Here is an 18512-nt window from a genome sequence, read left to right on the forward strand (position 1 = left end):
TGTAAAAGATGGTTAGTGGTCCCCTAATTTACAATAAAAATACTGCTAATACTACTGATATAGAGGCAATTCCGAAAATAATTAAAAAGGGTCTCCATGCAAATTTTATCCAGTCTTTGTAGGAGATCCCAGCAGCGGTAAGAATAGCCATCAATCCGCCATTGCTTGGTGTGATCAAATCCATCATCCCTGCCCCATATTGATAGGCTAATACCACTACTTGTCTGGACATTCCAATCAAATCGGCCAATGGACTCAATAAAGGCACGGTCAATACAGCCTGTCCTGAAGTGCTTGGTACGGGGATATGGAGGATTGCCTGCGCTATCAGCATTCCAAATGCAGATAAGGCTGTTGGTAGATTTTCTAAAGGATTGAAAAGCCCCAAAATCAAGGTATCGATGATTTGACCCTCTTGAAGCACAAGGTAGATGCTTCGTGCCAAGCCTACAATCACCCCAGCAAATACCAATTCGGCAAAACCAGCGGAGTAGGCTTTGGCTGTTCCATTGACACCCAGCTTACCAATAATACCGGCACTCATGCCCAATACAAAAAAGATAGCTGACATTTCATTGTAATCCCAATCCCAGTTAGTCAAACCGTAAATCATGACAGTAAACGTAAGTGCCACAAGCACAAGAATAAGGCTATGATTCCATGACAACTCCTGCTTATTTCCAGATTGAGTGGTCTCAATGGCTTGTTTGTCTTTGCCATAGTTAATGACATAAGCAATCCATATTGTCAATGCAATGATAAAAAATACCATTCGGTATAGTCCATCTGAAAACACATCTACATTGGCAACTTTCTGGGCAATAATTACTGAAAATGGATTGGTAGGACCAAAAGAGCCACCTATAAGCGCACATCCCAGACTTATGGCAACGCCTGCTATTCGAGTATATCCGATTTTCCCGACCAAAATCATCAATACAGGAACCATGGCGATGATTTCCTCTTGCAAACCGTTCAAAGCGCCTGCTGTGGCAAACAGCATTCCAACGATAATGAGGAGAGAGGATTTAGCATTTTTAAATCGATGCACTAAAACTTCCAATCCCGACTGAAAAGCACCTGTTTGATCCACTACGTAAAAAGCACCTCCAATGATGAGGATTAATACCACTACTTCAGCCCCTTCAATGATTCCCTCAGGTATGGATAAAAACGTTTTTCCAATGCTGACAGGTTGGGAGCCTTGTGCAGTGTAACTTCCGGGGACAACAAGCTCACGGCCTGTGCTTTCATCCAACACCCGTTCAAATGTACCAGCAGGCACAAGGTAAGTAAGTGCTGAAGCAATAAAAACAAAGCTCAGCATGATTATCAAAGGATGCGGAAAGGAAAGTTTCTTCATGGGTTGGGTTACTCGTTTGTATTCGCATGCAAAGATTGCAATTTTTGGAATACAAGCGACATATGCTTGGGTGCAGCTTGGTGGTTACAGATATTTTCTTCTACCATTCTCCCCAAACCATTACAACTGCGGCAATCACTGACTTCTTCTAAACTTCCTTCACATTGTGGACAGGTATGTTTTCCCTGACCGCTGCACTGACCACATTCATGGTATTCTACGATGTTGAATATATTTCTTCGGGTTACCAAACCTTTTCCAAAACATCGGTTACAGCCAACTGCCCCACGTCCTTTACAGTAATTACAGGGTTGAGAGATTTTTTTCTCTCCTTCACAGGTGGTACACAAAGCATAGCGATAACCTCTTCTATCGCACAAATCACAAGCTTGTATGGCTTTTAGTGGTTCTTTTAACCGCTCTTCTAGGTCTTTAGCTTTTTGGTAATTTTCTCCCCTGAATCCATTTATTTGAAGATATCTTGAGAGGAAGTTTTGACTATTATCGTACTGTTCCAATTGAAATAAGGTCTCCGCAAAGAAATAGGGCATTTCAGGAGGAATAGGCTGATTGCTTTCGATGATCTGTCTAAAAAATGTATTGGCTTTTTGATAATCACCCTTTTCCATTTCTGTTAAGGCACTGTTCATGAGTCGGGAGGTGTTGCCAAGATTGGGGCGTACCTGTGCTTCCAAGTTTCCGAACAGGTAACAGCTTATAAAAATGAATGCAAAACTTATTTTAAGATGTGTTTTTGGGTTTAGTATATTCATTGACTTCCAGTATTCTTTCATGTGTTATGAACTAACAATCAAACATAGCACTAATCTGTTTTTTAAACCGCATGTTTTCTGCAAAAATTCCCATCATTTGATGGTTGATTCACAGTTTTGATTGTAATTTTGAATTCATTTTATCAAATAATCTGTGAGAGTAGGAGTTTTAGAGGCCTTAACAGCAGGTAAATAGGGTATGCAAAAATTAAGAATTGGAATCATTGGTGCAGGTGCGGCAGGTTATTTTTCTGCAATTCATGCAGCATCTATCCATACAGAGGTGACAATTCTGGAGAAAACCTCTAAAGTTTTGTCAAAAGTCAAAATATCAGGAGGAGGCAGGTGCAATGTCACCCATCAAGCTCCTGAGATTTCCAAATTGGTCAAGTCTTACCCAAGAGGGGCTAATTTTTTGAAAAAAGTATTTCGTCATTTTGCTATGCCAGATACGGTTGATTGGTTTGAAAGTAGGGGAGTAGCGCTCAAGACAGAGGAAGATGGCCGAATGTTTCCCGTGACCAATAGCTCCCAAAGTATCATTGATGCCTTAGTCAATGAAGCTACTCAAAAAAACATCTCAGTGAAGTTGAATGAGCATGTGCAAGGAATAGTAAAACACGGTGAAACTTTTGAAGTGCAAACGGTCAAGAATAAATTCGTTTTTGATCGACTGATCATATGCGCAGGAGGCAGTCCAAAATCTTCTGGTTATGAATTCATTCAAAAGCTTGGACATACCATCGTGGATCCTATACCCTCACTATTTACATTCAATACCCCTCAATCACCCCTGAAATCCTTGATGGGGATATCCATGCGGGATGCTTCTGTGAAACTGGAAGGTACCAAACTCCTATATCGTGGTCCAGTGCTGATTACGCATTGGGGTATCAGTGGTCCGGCAGTGCTCAAGCTTTCTGCTTTTGGAGCTGAATGGCTAGCAGAAATGCAGTACACTGCCAATGCACATATTCGTTGGGGGTTTGATTGGACAGAGTCAGATTTGATCTTAAATTTGGGAGCTTTTAAAGCGAAGCACCCGAAGAAGAAAATCTGCACGAATTCTCTTTTTGGTGTTCCTCAACGGCTTTGGGCTTTTTTTGTAGCAGAATCAGGTATTACTGAGGAGCAGATTTGGGAAAATTTATCAAAAAAACTCTTCAATAAGCTTGTTCAAAATCTTTTTTGCTATGTTGTACCTATTCAAGGAAAGACGACCTTCAAAGAAGAATTTGTGACAGCAGGTGGTATTGATCTTAGCTTAGTAAATCCAGAGAACCTGGAAAGTAAGTTGATAAATGGTTTGTTTTTTGCTGGTGAGGTATTGAATATTGATGGGATAACTGGAGGATTTAACTTTCAAGCTGCGTGGAGTACTGGTTATCTCGCTGGTCAAAGCAGTCAAAAATTACCATAATTGAGAATATGCCTATTAATTTAAATATAATCGACGTTCTTGCAGAGGGAGATATCGAATTCAAAAATGAGTTGGTAACTGCACTTTATAACTCTTTGAATGAGTTCAAAGAAAGATACATTTTAGGGGCTCGGGAACATGATATGGCTGCTATCCAAGAAATCAGGCATAAAGTGAAACCTTCTCTATCCCTATTCGAAATGCATGAGCTTACAAGAATTGTGTATGAAGGAAAGGCTATTTTGGAGGAAAATGGCTTTTCCCCCGAATTTCGTGATCATTTGATTTTATTTAGACAGCAAGTTGACCAAGCAATTGCCTACATTAAACCATTAGTAGAAGCTTAAATTTTTCGAACCAAATCTACCAAGCGGTTGGAATACCCGGCTTCATTGTCATACCATCCCACGATTTTACAAAGATTCCCTTTGACGGAAGTAAGACCTGCATCAAATATACAGGAGTGAGGGTCTCCAATGATGTCTATAGATACAATAGGGTCATTACAGTAGGATAGTATTCCCTTCAGATTAGTTTCTGAAGCTATTTTAAATACCTTATTGATTTCCTCGGCAGTGGTGGTTTTTTCCAAGCTCACAATCATATCTGTCAATGAACCATCCGGAACAGGAACACGCATGGCCGATGCTTCTATTTTCCCTTTTACAGTAGGATATACCAATTCAGTTGCAATAGCTGCATTGGTTGTGGTGGGAATGATGGAATATGCCGCTGCTCTTGCCCTTCTCAAGTCCCGGTGAGGAGCATCATGCAGGTTTTGGTCATTGGTGTATGAGTGCACAGTGGATACAAAGCCATGTGCTATGCCAAAATGCTCATCCAAGACCTTGACCATTGGAGCTAAGCAATTGGTCGTACAGGAGGCATTTGAAATGATTAATTCATTGCCTGTCAAGATATGGTCATTGACCCCAAGGACCACTGTTGGGATATCTCCTTTGGCGGGGGCGGTGATGATTACTTTTTTTGCTCCGGCTTGGAGGTGTTTGGCAGCATCCGTGCTTTGGGTAAATCTGCCTGTGGATTCTAAGACTACATCAACAGCCAATTCATGCCATGGGATATTAGCAGGGTTTGCTTCAGCGAAGATTTTTATTTTCCTGCCTTTGACATGGAGGAAGCCATCTTCCACTAGAACAGGGTGAGGGTACCTCCCATGAATGGAATCGTATTGAAGTAAATGTGCTAAGGTCTCTGGATTAGTCAGATCATTTACTGCCACCAGCTCCAAATCATCACAATCCAATAAGAGTTTAAATGTCAACCTACCGATCCTACCACAACCATTAATTGCAACTCGTTTCTTTTTCATTTGGGTCTAAAGCTTACAGGCGGCGAAGTTAATAAAGTTGGGAATGAAACCCTATAAATAATTTTTTGTCCTAATTTTCAGTAATTTGAAGGTTTGTTTCCAAATATTTTTTGGCAGCCTATTGGAATATAAAATGGACTTCCTATATTTGCATCACCATTTCAAAAGGGGGTATTTCTCAAACAAAATGGTCCGTTCGTCTAGGGGTTAGGACGTATCCCTTTCACGGATAAAACACGGGTTCGATTCCCGTACGGACTACTACAAAAGGCACTGTTTATCAGTGTCTTTTTTTGCCCCTTGAAAAAATAAATGGTCCGTTCGTCTAGGGGTTAGGACGTATCCCTTTCACGGATAAAACACGGGTTCGATTCCCGTACGGACTACTACAATGCATTGTTTGCTTCCATTTACTATAAATGCAGAAGAAATAATGAATTTGTTTTATGGTTGTTAGTGGTTAAAGTGAGTGAAAACCCTGTCTTTTGGACAGGGTTTTTCATTTATACCCAAAGTAAACCAGCTTCCGACAGGTCTTGAAATACCGGGCTTTGTACAAATACTTCAATTGGACCCAATCCAGCCGCTTCGAATTGTTGGGAAAACTCCTGAAATGTCATTTCTTCTGTATTGGAATGGGCAAGATGGTTGTTAAGAATAGTAGCGACCCATTTAGATTCTTTCGTTCCAATTTTAATTTGGAGCGTTTGTGACTTTTGCTCTGCTTCCAAATAAAAACGCTCTACCTTTTTCCCCTTTTTATTGAAGCTTGTCTTTTTGAGACTAACTCTTCCACCAAGCCATACTCCTTTGTGATTAGGTTTCAACGCTTGTGGCAGTGCATGATGAATGGCGTTATGGATAAAATTGTTTGGAACAGTTGTGCGGGGAACTCTAAAATCAAACCATTCCTGTAATGGATAATCCATGCAGATACCATGCATGTAATTGAATAGAGCTTTTTTCAGCCCATGGCTAAATTGTTCATGATCAGCACCAAAAGGGTCCTCGTGGCTTAAATCATTATCTGCAAAGAGGCCTTTTTCTGGACCTGTTCGGATGATTTTGTATTTTTCAGGCTCTAATCCAATTGGTGCATGCGATGTCATGGCAAACAAATGCCAAAAGCCAGATTGTAAGACTTCTTCTTGGAACAACTGACGCACCATTTCCAAGCTATCGATGGTTTCTTGAATGGTCTGTGTTGGAAACCCATACATCAAGTAAGCATGAACCATAATGCCTGATGCAGTAAAGTTATTGGCTACTCGGGCAACTTGGGATACAGTTACCCCTTTTTTCATGAGTTCCAGTAAGCGATCAGATGCTACTTCTAAACCTCCGGAAACGGCAATGCATCCAGATGCTTTTAATAACCTGCATAAGTCATAGGTAAATCGTTCTTCAAATCGAATATTGGTCCACCAAGAGACTTTAAGCTTTCTTTTGAGGATTTCAATAGCCAATTCGCGCATGAGTGCAGGTGGTGCTGCTTCATCCACAAAATGGAAACCTGTTTCTCCTGTTTGTGCAATCAACTCTTCCATGCGGTCACAGATGATGGCAGCGGAAATAGGCTCGTAATTTTTGATGTAATCTAGGGTGATATCACAAAACGTACATTTCTTCCAATAGCAGCCATGGGCCATCGTCAGTTTATTCCATCGTCCATCCGACCACAAGCGGTGCATAGGGTTGGCGATTTCTATGACGCTGAGGTATTTTTTAAGGGGTAAATCTGAATAGTCCGGAGTTCCTGTATTGCTAAAAGGTATATCGCGCTCCAGTGCTTTGTTTTTGTAGATCACCTTTCCATCCATAAAAACATAAGTACGCTTCAATTGCTCGATGCTTCTCTTGCCATCCAAGTATTCCAGCAGGTTTTGTAAAGGACGCTCCCCATCATCCAAAGTGATAAAGTCCATGTACTTAAATACACGTGGTTCCTGCAAACTTCTTAATTCAGTATTGGGATAACCACCACCCATTGCTACTTGAATACTTGGGAAGTTTTCTTTGATGTATTTACCAATTCTGAAGGCCCCGTAAAGATTGCCTGGAAAAGGTACTGACATACACACAAGTTTGGGTTGTACACTTACAAGCAATTCATGTAAGCTTTCTGTAAGTATGTGATCAATGTAGGTTGGCGTACCCTGTAGTGCTTCTTCAATAGGGTCAAAGTCAACAGCAGATCTTCCCAATCGTTCGGCATAGCGGCTAAATCCAAAAAATGGATCTACTAATTCTTGAATAAAATCACCAATATCTTCTAAATACAAGGTAGCAAGATGCCTAGCCTTATCCTGAACGCCCATGGTTCCGAAGGCCCACTCCAAATCATCAAGTTGCTCAAATCGGGAAGCCTGGGGTAAAAAGTCCCCTTCGCAAATGGTATAAGAAAGTGTAGGATTCTCAAACTGTAAGAATTTGATGACAGGGTCTATACAAAGTATATATTCCTCTTGAAGATAATAAATCCGCTGAGCATTGGCTGGTGCTTTTTTTATGATTTCCTCCGTAACCGAGGCAAACAATTCCTCAAGCCCTTTTCTTGAAAAAATTTTTAATATCACTTCAATACCCAAATCTGCTTGATATGCAGAAACGTCAAGGGTATTAAGGAAACCTTTGATGTAAGCAGTGGCAGGATAGGGTGTATTAAGCTGGGTAAAGGGAGGAGTAAGAAGTAAAATGTTGGCAGACACGGATTCAATAATTTATACAGATACAAAGCTACAACTTTCCCATTTCACACAATAATTAAAGCCTTTAAAACTATGGTTTTGACTAACGTATCAAGGTGACTACTCCCCGGATTTCTTCCTTTACGATACTTCCTTCAAAAGAGTACTGATATGCAAAAACATAAGAATAACTTCCCAAGGGAGCAGGTTCTCCATCAATCAATCCATTCCATCCCTCATTACCCATATAAACGAGCTGTCCCCATCGGTTGATGATTTTTAGGTCAAAGTTGAGCGTACAATTGGAAACTGCTTTGAATTCGCCCTCCTCCAATTTAAAACCTGTTGGCATACGCACAAGTGGACTTGCCTCAATCATATCCGCTTCACCTACACTTACACATCCTGATTGATTGCGAACGGATACGGTATAGGTGCCTCTTGGAATATCTGAAAGAATTACATCTCCTGAGTTATCAAAATCCCAAGTAAAAATGAAAGGCCTGAATTCACCGGTCGGCTCTGCAATTAATTGTCCATTGGATTCGCCGGGGCATGCAGGCCTTAGAATACGTACGTCTACCTCTAATGGTAGCGGGGATGTTACCTCAAAAATTACAGGGATAGTACATCCATTGGCATCACTTACTTCCAGGGAATAACTACGCCCCTCCAAGCCTGTCAGGATCAAATCTGAACCTTGAAATTGCGCACTTGGAAAATCAATCGAATAGGGCAAGGTTCCTCCTTGAATACTGATATTCGCAACTCCATCATCTTTACCAAAACAGGAGGTGGGCTCAGTATTTAAACTTATGATTTCTAATAGGTCAGGTTCGGTGATTTCTATATCCAATATTTCGATATCACAGCCTACATTATCAAGAATTCTTACCTGATAAAAGCCTGCAATCAGCCCCTCTCCCCTAGGTTGATTTAGTGATGGATCGTGAGACCATTGAAAGGTGTATGGAGCAGTGCCTCCCGAGGTGGATACCTCAATGAATCCATCAGTTCCTCCAAAGCAACTAACCATTCTTATTGTCTGGACTTGAGCTTCCAATAACGGATTGATAGAAACATTCAATTTAGGGGATTCACCTTCACATAATTCGTCGATAGTGCTGACTTCTGTATACCAAATTTCACCGAATGCACCAGCCGTAGTCCATAACACCTCTACTGAACTCCCTTCATTTCCACCCACAAATTCACCACCTGTAATAAACCAGGTAAATATCCGATTAGGACTTGGGTTTTGAATGGTGTAAGTGTCTGTTCGGTTTAAATCGAAACATATTTGGGTATCGCCCTGCGGTATAGATGATTCGATCACTTGGTTAATTACTACAAGTAATTCTACTTCATCTCCCGGACAGCCTTGTAAGTTGTAAGGAGTGGCGATAATTTTTGCAGCCGGATTAGCTTCTCCCCATTGGATGGTTACGGTTCCCGCACTTTCATCTAAATCTGTAATTGTACCGCCCTCTACGACAAACTCGGTTTTCAAAAGGTCAGTAGTTCCATTGAAACGATAGGTGAGCTCTTCTACCTCAGGACACACACTTTGTGTTCCTTCTAATGTACCTGTAGTTGATTCCACTCTGACCTCGAAGGTAATCGTCTGTTGCTCATCGCAACTATCAGGGCTTAAAGCGGCAATTACGGTAATTTCAAAAAGCCCTTCCTCTGTGTATGTATGGTTAATGGTTTTACCTTCTTTCTGAGTACTTCCATCTCCAAAGTCCCATATAAAGTATGTGAATAACTCGTTTTCAGGGAAAATTTCCCATAATGCTTCATTATTTAAACAAGCTACCCGATCACCTGCAACCTCAAAATCATAGAGTGGTTCAACTTCAAAGTTTAAGTTTTCCAAACGCGCTCCGGCAGAGTATCCATAGGATTCAATAAATCCAAATCCGTAAACATAGGCAATAAAGCCATCCGGATTTTCAAGTCTATGGACTCCCTGAGAAATTTGTAAGCGCATGTATGAAAATTCAGTTCCCGGTACAGGTTGAAATAAATTGGCGACTACTGGACCACCATCATAACGTGTAGCTCCAATACTTTGAGTAGGTACTATGACCGTAATGAAGTGTTGGTCGATGGAAGGAAGTTGAAGTGCATTAAAAGTTAAATTTGTTAGTCGCTGATTATTTGGGCTATAGGTAATCATGAATGGATCTCCGTTACCAAAATTCAATTGTGCAGGATCATTACATTCCTGACTTTTTGCAAAAACAGTTACCGCACTTGGCTTGGAAGTAACAATGGATGCTACTTCTGTAGGAGAAAATTCAAGGGTCTGAAATTGTCCCATGTTTAGTGTGGAAATGACAGTTCCATTGACACTTACATCTGTTCCATCTTCAGATGCGAGTACCTTCACCAATTCGCCAGATGTCCTTCCTCCTAAGGGGATGTGTATATAGTCAGTACCCCAAGTATTTGTAGGATATATTTGCTGAAAAAGGTGGTCATTGGCAGCGCCACATTGTCCTACGGAAGTCCATTTATTGCCTCCAAAAACTGCGATATTTTTACAATCATTGGCAGTATCGCCAACAACTCTTACCCTCGAACCTGTTAAGTCATTAATTGCTTTTAATTGATAGGTTTGGCCTCTGTTAAGCGTGATTGTGAATGGGACATTAGGTGCATTTCCATTCAACGTGAATACAGATGGGGTGATTTCAACACGTGTATTATTCTCGGTAGCTAAAACCAATAAAATACTTTCATCATTAATGTTTGGGTTATAGTTTAAAGGTAAATTCATGAATTCATAATGAGAAGTAACCAGGTAGTCTTTTCCCAATGCCGTTAGTGGTAATATGACTGTCCCATCTGCTGATCGAATACGCTCGTTAAATGCATGAACAGATACATTACCAGAAGTTGTAATGTAGACCCATTTGCTTTCAATTATACCCGATGTTCGGTGAATAATATCAAAATCTTCAATTCTGTGGATAAATTGTTGACCAGCATTTAAAGAAAAGGTTATCGTATTAGCTTGGTATTGAATGACTCCTGTGGTATTTTCTTCTGCTGTAATAATAATAATACCTACATCAGGAGCAGAATTGAATGGGGTGGTACCTTGCACACGATTGTTTTCCATAAAACCGAGCCAAAACTCCCTACCCACTGTTGATAGTTGGGCAACTGATACACTTGGCGCACTCAATCCAATCACAAGCACACATACAACCGCCGCAAAATACTTTCTACAATCCATCACAAATTTAATCGCTTGGTAATATACAAAAGACATTCAATTGATTGCATACTTTTTTCATGATTCGTGGAACAAGTATTTGAGTGGAAATGGCTGTCGGAATTTTAGTTCAAGAGAATATGTTTATCTTTGTCCTATTCAAATAAACAGGATATGTTGCTAGAATTCGAAAAACCCATCGCTGATCTGGAGCTTAAACTTCAAGAAATGAAGGATTTAGCAAAAGGTAAAAACATTGATTTAAGCAATGAAATACAGTCTTTGGAGGAAAAAATACATGCATTGAAAAAAGAAACTTTCCAAAATTTGACCAGATGGCAGCGAGTACAGCTATCGCGCCATGCTGATAGACCCTATGCATTGGATTATATTTATGAAATCACCAATGATTTTATAGAGTTGCATGGGGACCGCACGGTTAAAGATGATAAAGCAATGATAGGAGGCTTAGGCGATATTGATGGCCGAACAGTCATGTTTATTGGTCAACAAAAGGGTCGAAATACCAAGCAGCGTCAAGAACGTAATTTTGGTATGGCCAATCCCGAAGGCTATAGGAAAGCCCTTCGCTTAATGAAAATGGCAGAAAAATTCGGTAAACCTATAGTAACCCTTATTGATACTCCTGGTGCATTCCCTGGATTGGAAGCAGAAGAAAGAGGACAAGGTGAAGCCATTGCCCGCAATTTGAAAGAAATGTTTATGCTGAAAGTTCCTGTAATTTGTATCATTATAGGTGAAGGTGCATCAGGAGGAGCTTTGGGTATTGCTATTGGAGATAAAGTATATATGTTGGAGAATACTTGGTATTCTGTGATTTCTCCGGAGTCCTGTTCTTCTATTTTGTGGAGATCTTGGGATTATAAAGAGCAGGCAGCTGAAGCGTTGAAATTGACCGCTATAGACATGCAGAAAAATGGGCTCATCGATGGAATTATTGAAGAGCCATTGGGAGGAGCACACAAGGATATGAAAAAAATGGCGAGCACTATCAAGCAAACCATTTTAGAAGCCTTAAAGGAGTTAGATAAAATTAAGCCTGAAAAACGAATTGATCAGCGAATTGATAAATTCTGCTCCATGGGGGTTTTTGAAGAATAGATTACAACCCAAACCCTGTTAAGCGTATATTGACAGGGTTTTTACTTTCCATACATCAATGAAATTACATGTAATCAATACTGGATTTTTTAAACTGGATGGAGGTGCCATGTTTGGTGTAGTGCCTAAAGTGCTTTGGTCCAAAACCAATCCATCTGATGCAAACAATCTCTGTACTTGGGCTATGCGCTGTCTCCTAATCGAAGACGGTGATCGATTGATTTTGATTGATAATGGGATAGGAACCAAACAAGACGCCAAGTTCTTTTCTCATTATTACTTGCATGGGGATGATTCCTTGGAGAAATCCTTGAAACAAGCAGGCTATCAACCTTCTGATATCACAGATAATTTTCTTACCCATCTGCATTTTGATCATTGTGGGGGAGGGGTACAGTACAAAAATGGGAATCCAGCGCAAGTAGAAATGGTATTTCCAAATGCTCAGTATTGGTCCAATGAAGATCATTGGCAATGGGCTACAGTGCCCAATGGTCGAGAAAAGGCCTCTTTTTTGAAGGGAAATATTATTCCCATTCAGGAAAGTGGGCAATTACAATTTGTTGATTTGGAAAAACCGCAGCTAACTGACAATTTTTCGTTTTTTACAGCTGATGGCCATACCGATAAGCAAATGCTTCCCAAGATCGCTTACAAAGGAAAAACCATTGTGTTTGCAGCTGATTTGCTACCATCGGTTGGTCATATTCCTTTACCTTATGTCATGGGATACGATACGCGTCCGCTGATTACTTTAGAAGAAAAAAAGAGATTTTTGGAAGAAGCTGCTGATAATGAATATATTATTTTTTTTGAACATGATTCAATATACGAATGCTGTACAGTTAAGCGAACAGAAAAGGGGGTTCGTTTGGATCAAACATTTAGCTTAAATGAAATCTAATAAGAAAATTGGAATCGTCCTTTCGGGTGGGGGAATCCGTGGGATTGCCCATTTGGGAGTGTTGAAGGCGCTCAATTATTACAATATATTTCCAAATAGGTTTAGCGGTAGTTCTGCCGGAGCAATTGCCGGTTCCTTGTATTGTTCGGGCTATTCTCCGGATGAGATTTTAGAAATCATCATCAAGACTAATTATTTCAAGTTTATTCGGCCTGCAATATCTCTTACAGGTTTGTTAAAAATGGAAACTGCCCAAGAACTGTATCAGAAATACTTACCTGAGAATTCTTTTGAGGCATTAAAAATCCCCTTGACTGTTGCTGCAACTGATATTAAGCGATCTAAGGTTGCTTATTTCTCTGAAGGTGAATTGATACCGCCCATTATGGCTTCATCATGTATTCCCGGAATGTTTGATCCTATTCAGATTAATAAACATTACTATGTGGATGGAGGAGTTTTGAATAACTTACCAGTAGAACCCTTGGATGGTGTCTGTGATATAATTATAGGTGTCAATAGTAATCACCTCCCAGATGAGCATAATATCAAGAATATCAAAAATCTGATTGAACGAACAGTAATCATGTCAATGAACTACAATGTCTACAGTAGGAAGAATAAATGTGATTATTTTATTGAGCCTAAAGGATTGGCCCGGTATGGGGTATTTGATTACAAGAAGGCTCCCGAGATTTTTCAAGCAGGATATGATGCGACGATTACCTTTATTGAACAAAACGAAAGTATATTAGCATTAGCTCAAACGAAATAAGCTATGATGAAATCATTATCCAGATTTGTCTTTTGGATTACAGGCTGGAAACTTAAAGTTGGATGGCCTGAAGGACTTAAAAAAGCAGTTTTAATTGCTATTCCGCACACTAGTAATTGGGATTTATTGTATGCAAGGGCTGCCTTTTACCTGATGGATATTCCTGTGAGGTTCACTATCAAAAAAGAGGTGATGGTAGGACCCTTAGGTTGGATGATTAAAGGGCTTGGGGGTATTGCTATTGACCGTAAAAGAATCCCCGGAGGTAGGAAGCAGACCTACACAGAAGCCATGACCAATATGCTCAAAGAAGCAGATGAGTTGGTTATTATGGTAACACCTGAGGGAACAAGGAGTTATGCTCCAAGATGGAAAACAGGTTTTTACCATGTAGCTCTTGGAGCAGATGTCCCTGTGGTCATTGGATTTTTAGATTACAAAAATAAAGTAGCCGGTATAGGTCCAGTTATTTATCCAAATGGAGATATGAATGCACAGATTGAAGAGATGATGACATTTGGTCGCACCATCCAAGGAAAGTATCCTGAAAAGGGCATTAGGTGATTTTATTCTACTGTTAGAGTGATTTCATCAAAGTAAATTTTTCCAGTTGTTCTTGGACCCATGACCAAGAAAACACTGATTCGATTCGAATCATTTGGGAAGTTTGGTAATGTCAGTTCAAATGGAGTCCAGTCAAAGGTTCCTGAAATGAAATTGGTTCTTTGACTGGAAACAGATCTTCCAAAAGTACCGCTAGCACCTTCTGCGGGCCAAGCTCTTACGGTCACCCATACATTAGAGTTGATGCCGTTCAGCTCAATATTTTCCCCTTTCATCATCACTCGAAGTCTCAGTCTTCTATTGGCAAATGGCATGGGGCCTGTGTAATGTTGGACCCAGGCAACAGAACCTGTAGCTTCTTCTGTGGTTCCTTCAAGGAATAAGGATCGGTTACCTGAAAAAAAGACTTCATCAGATACTCCAACATTAAATGGAGTAGCCATCACTGAATTCCATGGACTCACATTATCCAATGAATTGGATAAATCGGTATTTCTGAGGAGTTGACTACCGGATGGTACCAGCTCTTCACGCTCCATACAACCCCAAAACAAACAAGCAGCACAAAATAGCAACAGCCTTTTCATTTCCTTTTCAATTTGAGATTTAAAACGCTCATTTTTAAGTTCTTGTTGGGTATTTTGTTAAAATTTCTTAGAATTTCGGAAGAATTTGTTTATTTGAGAATTGTTTTGAAGAAATTTTTGATTTGAAATCATTTATAAACCCAAAAAAACGCTACAACCTATGCAAGACAGTATATTAACTGCTGTATTCTTACCCTTGGCTTTGGCATTTATCATGCTTGGGATGGGGCTATCACTGACTACCAAGGATTTTAAAAATATTTTGGTATATCCTAAAGCTATTGGTTTAGGTTTGCTCAATCAGTTAATTCTCTTGCCTTTAATCGCATTTGCCCTCATTCAAGTGTTTGGTTTAAGTGGAGCTTTTGCTGTAGGTTTTATGATTTTAGCTGCCTGTCCGGGTGGTGCTACCTCTAATCTAATAACGCATTTGTCCAGAGGGGACGTGGCCTTGTCTATCAGTTTGACGGCTGTTACTTCTTTCATTACGATTGTGACCATTCCTCTGATAGTTAATTTTTCTATCAGCTATTTTGGAGAGGAGGGAAGCGTTACGCTTCCTGTTTTGCAAACAATTATTCAAATTATGGGAGTAACGGTTGTGCCTGTGATCATTGGTATGCTATTGAAAAGAAGATTCCCTATGTTATCCGTCAAAGCAGATAAACCTGTAAGAATTGCATCGGCTGTAATTTTTTCTTTAGTGTTGATTGCAGCTATTTTAAAAGAAAGAGCGTCTATTGTTGAATTCTTTATCGTGGCTGGACCAGTCTCTCTCAGCCTTAACATCGCTACCTTGGTTTTGGGTTTTTTCCTTGGTACACTCTTTTTCCTTCCCAAACGGCAACGGATGACTATTGCCATTGAGTCGGGTATTCAGAATGGTACCTTAGGGATTATGATAGCAGCGACCTTATTGAAAAATTCAGAAATGACCATTCCCATAGCTATTTACAGCTTGATTATGTTTGTCAGTTCTGCAATCATCATTGTGGTGGAAAGTATTGTTAGAAAATGACGAGATTATAACATAACCATTATGACCCATAGATTTTTGTCCAATAGTGATAGGCAAGGTAAATAAGACTCTAGATTTTATTTCTAATGCCTATTTTTACAGTTAAATGTATGGAAAACCTAAGACAAATTATACTTATCAGTTTTGAAATTTACCATGAATTAATATCCAAAGTTTTCAAAAAAAGAAAGTAGAGTTTAGATTAAACTCTACTCCCTAATTCCAAAGGAAATATCTTAAATTCCCTTGCTGAGAATCAAAAAAAATTAAAAGACATTTGTTCAAATTTACACTAGAATATTGTAAAGCTTGGTAAGAAATACCCTAGCTTCTTTTAAATACTAAGTTAGAAACAGCTTTTTCTTCAATTTCCTTCGCATTCATCAACATAGGGCGATAGTTACCAGTGGCAAACATGTGTGCTTGATCCTTATAGTATTTACTGAAAATATTTCCACTTTGACCTGTAGGAAGCACAGAGATAGCTGCATCTACATCTGCAAAATCCAAAATGATCCGCATTGCAGGGCCAGAATTAACTTTGTAAATACCATCTCCATTCAACTTGAATGGTAATTTATTCACAGACTCTTCATTTGCGGTTACGGGAACAGTTTTAACGTTAAAGATTTTATCCAATGGTTTTTTGGAGCCCAGGGGATGGGGATGTTCTACCTGTACCACTTTTTTCCACAACCACTCCGAATCTTTTTTACCTAATTGTTCAGCTAATTCCTGTAGCGTTTTTTCCAAAGCAGCTGCAACGATGTCCTTTTTGGTTTCTACCACATCTGTTTCGATATTATCCCACCACTTGGAATCTTCTGAGCGAATCAAGGTTGGCACACTGCGGATATAGAGAAAGGTGGTCAAGAAAGTACTGAAATCATCTTCTCCCAATTCATCTGCCATCATGCCATGCAGTGTATGATACAGCCATTTATAATAGACGGTAGGGGCAATGATATCCAAATCATGATTACCTGACCAGCGTTCAAGTGCTTTCAACGCATCTGTATAAGGTCCAAAAGCTTCTTTTCCAACTGCGGCAATCATAGACTGCGCATTCAACGGATGGTTTTCATTGATGGCTTCTAATTGCAGTTTTTGAATACTTTCAGCTGTCCAATCGTTACGTGCGGTTACGGTTTTGGCAATTCTGTTCCACCGATCTCCTGGGTAGTAATAGCCAGGGAAAAATGTTCCATTGCTTAAAGTATCTGGCTGATTATTAGCTGAAGCCACAAATCCAGAGGGAGGATTGATGCTCATGGGGTTTTCCGAAAAAGGCATCCAACCCTGAGGTTCATCATCCGGATTGCTACCGTCCAAAAACACCTTGGAATTCACATGTGCCGGACGTATAGGCAAGCGAGCTACTGCCCACCAAGCTATATTTCCTTCCTTATCTCCATACATGATGTTCAGACCGGGCGCATGAATCAAAGGAGCAGCCGCTTCCACATCCTCAATGGTTTGTGCGTGATTCAATTTCCACAATGCTTCCATAGCCTTGGAAGGCTCCAATATATACACCCACCAAGAAGCCACTGGATTGGCGGTCAAGCGGGAGATTTCAGGAACCACTTCATTCATAATCGGACCATGAATAGACTCACGAATGGTAATCACTACGGGGTCCTTTCCTTTGACCGGAATGAGTTCTTCTCTAATAGTCATGGGCACAAAACCATCTCCATACTTAGTTTCAAGGGAATTTTCTGGGTTTAATTGCTCCTCAAAGAAATCCTGATCATCATTTTCAAACATGGTCAAGCCTATGCTATGATGTCTGCTATGACCTACCAAGCCAAATGGAAGGCCTGCTAAATGATTTCCATAAAAGCTAAAGCCAGGATACTCCAAATGCGCTTCAAACCATACAGATGGCTGTGCAAAACCAATATGGGTATCGTTGCAGAATAAGACTTCTCCAGATGCTGTCCGCTCCGGCGCAATCACCCATGCATTGGAACCTTCCAACATAGGGACGGGTAGTTTATCCAAGAAAGCGATGGTTTGCTTGCTTCGGACAATGGTTCCTGTTTCTACATCCCTTTCAGGATAGTGATTAGGAATAACATAATGCTCCGGTAATGTATGAATGGAAAGCGACTTGGTGTAATCAGCACCTAAGTTTCTGACAATTTTGGTCACCAAAGGATCAGTCCTGACAGCCATGGCAAAAGAAAAAGCCATATAGCCTGCCACTCCATGCATGTCATTGATCGTGAACTCACGAGGTTTGGATCCTAGCAAGGTATATTCTATGGGTAATTTACCTTCCTGAATAAATTGATTCACTCCTTTAATATATGCTTCTGTGGCTGATTTCCACTCAGAAGGGCCTTCTTGATTCCATACTTCTGTACTCCAGACGGCATGCTGTGGGATACCAAGGGTTCTGAAGAATTTATCGATATCTAAGACATCTTCTCCTAAAAATTCAGCTAAGGTACCTGTACCCACTCTTCGCATCATATCCATCTGGAAAATTCTATCTTGAGCATGCAGATACCCGAGTGCTTGATAGGTGTCTTCGGCATTTTGCCCGTAAATATGGGGGATACCATGTGAATCAAAATACACGGTAACTTCCTCATTCAGGCCATCCAAGGTTATTTGTCCCGAATACTGTGGAGAATGGGCGTTTTTAAGTAACAAAAAGCCTACTAATAAGACTACTAGTAGGCTGAAGAATACGTAGAGTAATTTTTTCATGGGTAAGTTTGGGCTTTAA

General features: G+C 40.1%; 14 protein-coding genes and 2 tRNA genes. 9 read left to right on the plus strand and 7 right to left on the minus strand.

Features of this window, described 5'->3' with window-relative positions; translation table 11 throughout:
• Positions 1-28 precede the first annotated feature (28 nt).
• Together IE080_RS03460 and IE080_RS03465 are read right to left on the minus strand one after the other, a co-directional pair.
• On the minus strand, positions 29-1363 hold the full coding sequence (locus IE080_RS03460) for a YfcC family protein (RefSeq protein WP_189579052.1): 1335 nt from the start codon (positions 1361-1363) through the stop codon (positions 29-31).
• A gap of 8 nt (positions 1364-1371) precedes the next feature.
• Positions 1372-2058 carry a molecular chaperone DnaJ gene (locus IE080_RS03465; protein WP_229800480.1) on the minus strand — a complete coding sequence of 229 codons (687 nt, stop codon included), beginning with the start codon at positions 2056-2058 and terminating at the stop codon, positions 1372-1374.
• 277 nt (positions 2059-2335) lie between these two features.
• Here IE080_RS03465 and IE080_RS03470 point away from each other — a divergent pair, with 277 nt between their 5' ends.
• On the plus strand, positions 2336-3556 hold the full coding sequence (locus tag IE080_RS03470; protein ID WP_189579053.1) for a BaiN/RdsA family NAD(P)/FAD-dependent oxidoreductase: 1221 nt from the start codon (positions 2336-2338) through the stop codon (positions 3554-3556).
• A gap of 8 nt (positions 3557-3564) precedes the next feature.
• A complete protein-coding gene (locus IE080_RS03475) occupies positions 3565-3903 on the plus strand; it encodes a hypothetical protein (RefSeq protein WP_189579054.1) in 339 nt (112 codons plus the stop codon).
• Here the strand turns inward: IE080_RS03475 and gap are convergent.
• Positions 3900-4889 (minus strand): type I glyceraldehyde-3-phosphate dehydrogenase, encoded by a 990-nt coding sequence (gene gap / locus IE080_RS03480; protein WP_189579055.1) that lies wholly within the window; start codon positions 4887-4889, stop codon positions 3900-3902. The genes IE080_RS03475 and gap overlap by 4 nt on opposite strands.
• 189 nt (positions 4890-5078) lie before the next feature.
• Between gap and IE080_RS03485 the strand changes: the two genes are divergently transcribed.
• Positions 5079-5150, plus strand: a tRNA-Glu gene (locus tag IE080_RS03485).
• A 53-nt stretch (positions 5151-5203) separates the two neighbouring features.
• A tRNA-Glu gene (locus tag IE080_RS03490) sits at positions 5204-5275 on the plus strand.
• Positions 5276-5392: 117 nt separating this feature from the next.
• Here IE080_RS03490 and IE080_RS03495 read toward each other — a convergent pair.
• Positions 5393-7597, minus strand: a complete 2205-nt coding sequence (locus IE080_RS03495) for a B12-binding domain-containing radical SAM protein (protein WP_189579056.1) — start codon at positions 7595-7597, stop codon at positions 5393-5395.
• An 82-nt stretch (positions 7598-7679) separates the two neighbouring features.
• A complete protein-coding gene (locus tag IE080_RS03500) occupies positions 7680-10823 on the minus strand; it encodes a PKD domain-containing protein (protein WP_189579168.1) in 3144 nt (1047 codons plus the stop codon).
• 153 nt (positions 10824-10976) lie between these two features.
• On the opposite strand from IE080_RS03500, the gene IE080_RS03505 reads away from it, so the two are divergent.
• From IE080_RS03505 to IE080_RS03520, 4 genes are read left to right on the plus strand one after another with little or no spacing between them, the layout of a single operon-like run.
• Positions 10977-11924: an acetyl-CoA carboxylase carboxyltransferase subunit alpha gene (locus tag IE080_RS03505; RefSeq protein ID WP_189579057.1), complete on the plus strand. Its 948-nt coding sequence runs from the start codon at positions 10977-10979 to the stop codon at positions 11922-11924.
• Positions 11925-11982: 58 nt separating this feature from the next.
• Positions 11983-12828 carry an MBL fold metallo-hydrolase gene (locus IE080_RS03510; RefSeq protein ID WP_189579058.1) on the plus strand — a complete coding sequence of 282 codons (846 nt, stop codon included), beginning with the start codon at positions 11983-11985 and terminating at the stop codon, positions 12826-12828.
• Complete coding sequence (locus IE080_RS03515) at positions 12818-13603, plus strand: patatin-like phospholipase family protein (RefSeq protein WP_189579059.1); 786 nt, start codon at positions 12818-12820, stop codon at positions 13601-13603. Before IE080_RS03510 ends, IE080_RS03515 begins: the two co-directional genes overlap by 11 nt.
• 3 nt (positions 13604-13606) lie before the next feature.
• A complete protein-coding gene (locus tag IE080_RS03520; RefSeq protein WP_189579060.1) occupies positions 13607-14167 on the plus strand; it encodes a 1-acyl-sn-glycerol-3-phosphate acyltransferase in 561 nt (186 codons plus the stop codon).
• Positions 14168-14169: 2 nt separating this feature from the next.
• Here IE080_RS03520 and IE080_RS03525 read toward each other — a convergent pair whose 3' ends face one another.
• Entirely contained in the window at positions 14170-14754 is a 585-nt protein-coding gene (locus IE080_RS03525) for a hypothetical protein (protein WP_189579061.1), read from the minus strand.
• A gap of 160 nt (positions 14755-14914) precedes the next feature.
• Here IE080_RS03525 and IE080_RS03530 point away from each other — a divergent pair, with 160 nt between their 5' ends.
• Complete coding sequence (locus IE080_RS03530; protein ID WP_189579062.1) at positions 14915-15772, plus strand: bile acid:sodium symporter family protein; 858 nt, start codon at positions 14915-14917, stop codon at positions 15770-15772.
• Between the two features lie 324 nt (positions 15773-16096).
• On the opposite strand, the gene IE080_RS03535 is transcribed toward IE080_RS03530, so the two are convergent.
• Entirely contained in the window at positions 16097-18493 is a 2397-nt protein-coding gene (locus IE080_RS03535; RefSeq protein WP_189579063.1) for a penicillin acylase family protein, read from the minus strand.
• Positions 18494-18512 lie beyond the last annotated feature (19 nt).

Origin of the sequence: Mongoliitalea lutea, from assembly GCF_014652135.1 — a bacterium.
GTDB classification, from domain to species: domain Bacteria; phylum Bacteroidota; class Bacteroidia; order Cytophagales; family Cyclobacteriaceae; genus Mongoliitalea; species Mongoliitalea lutea.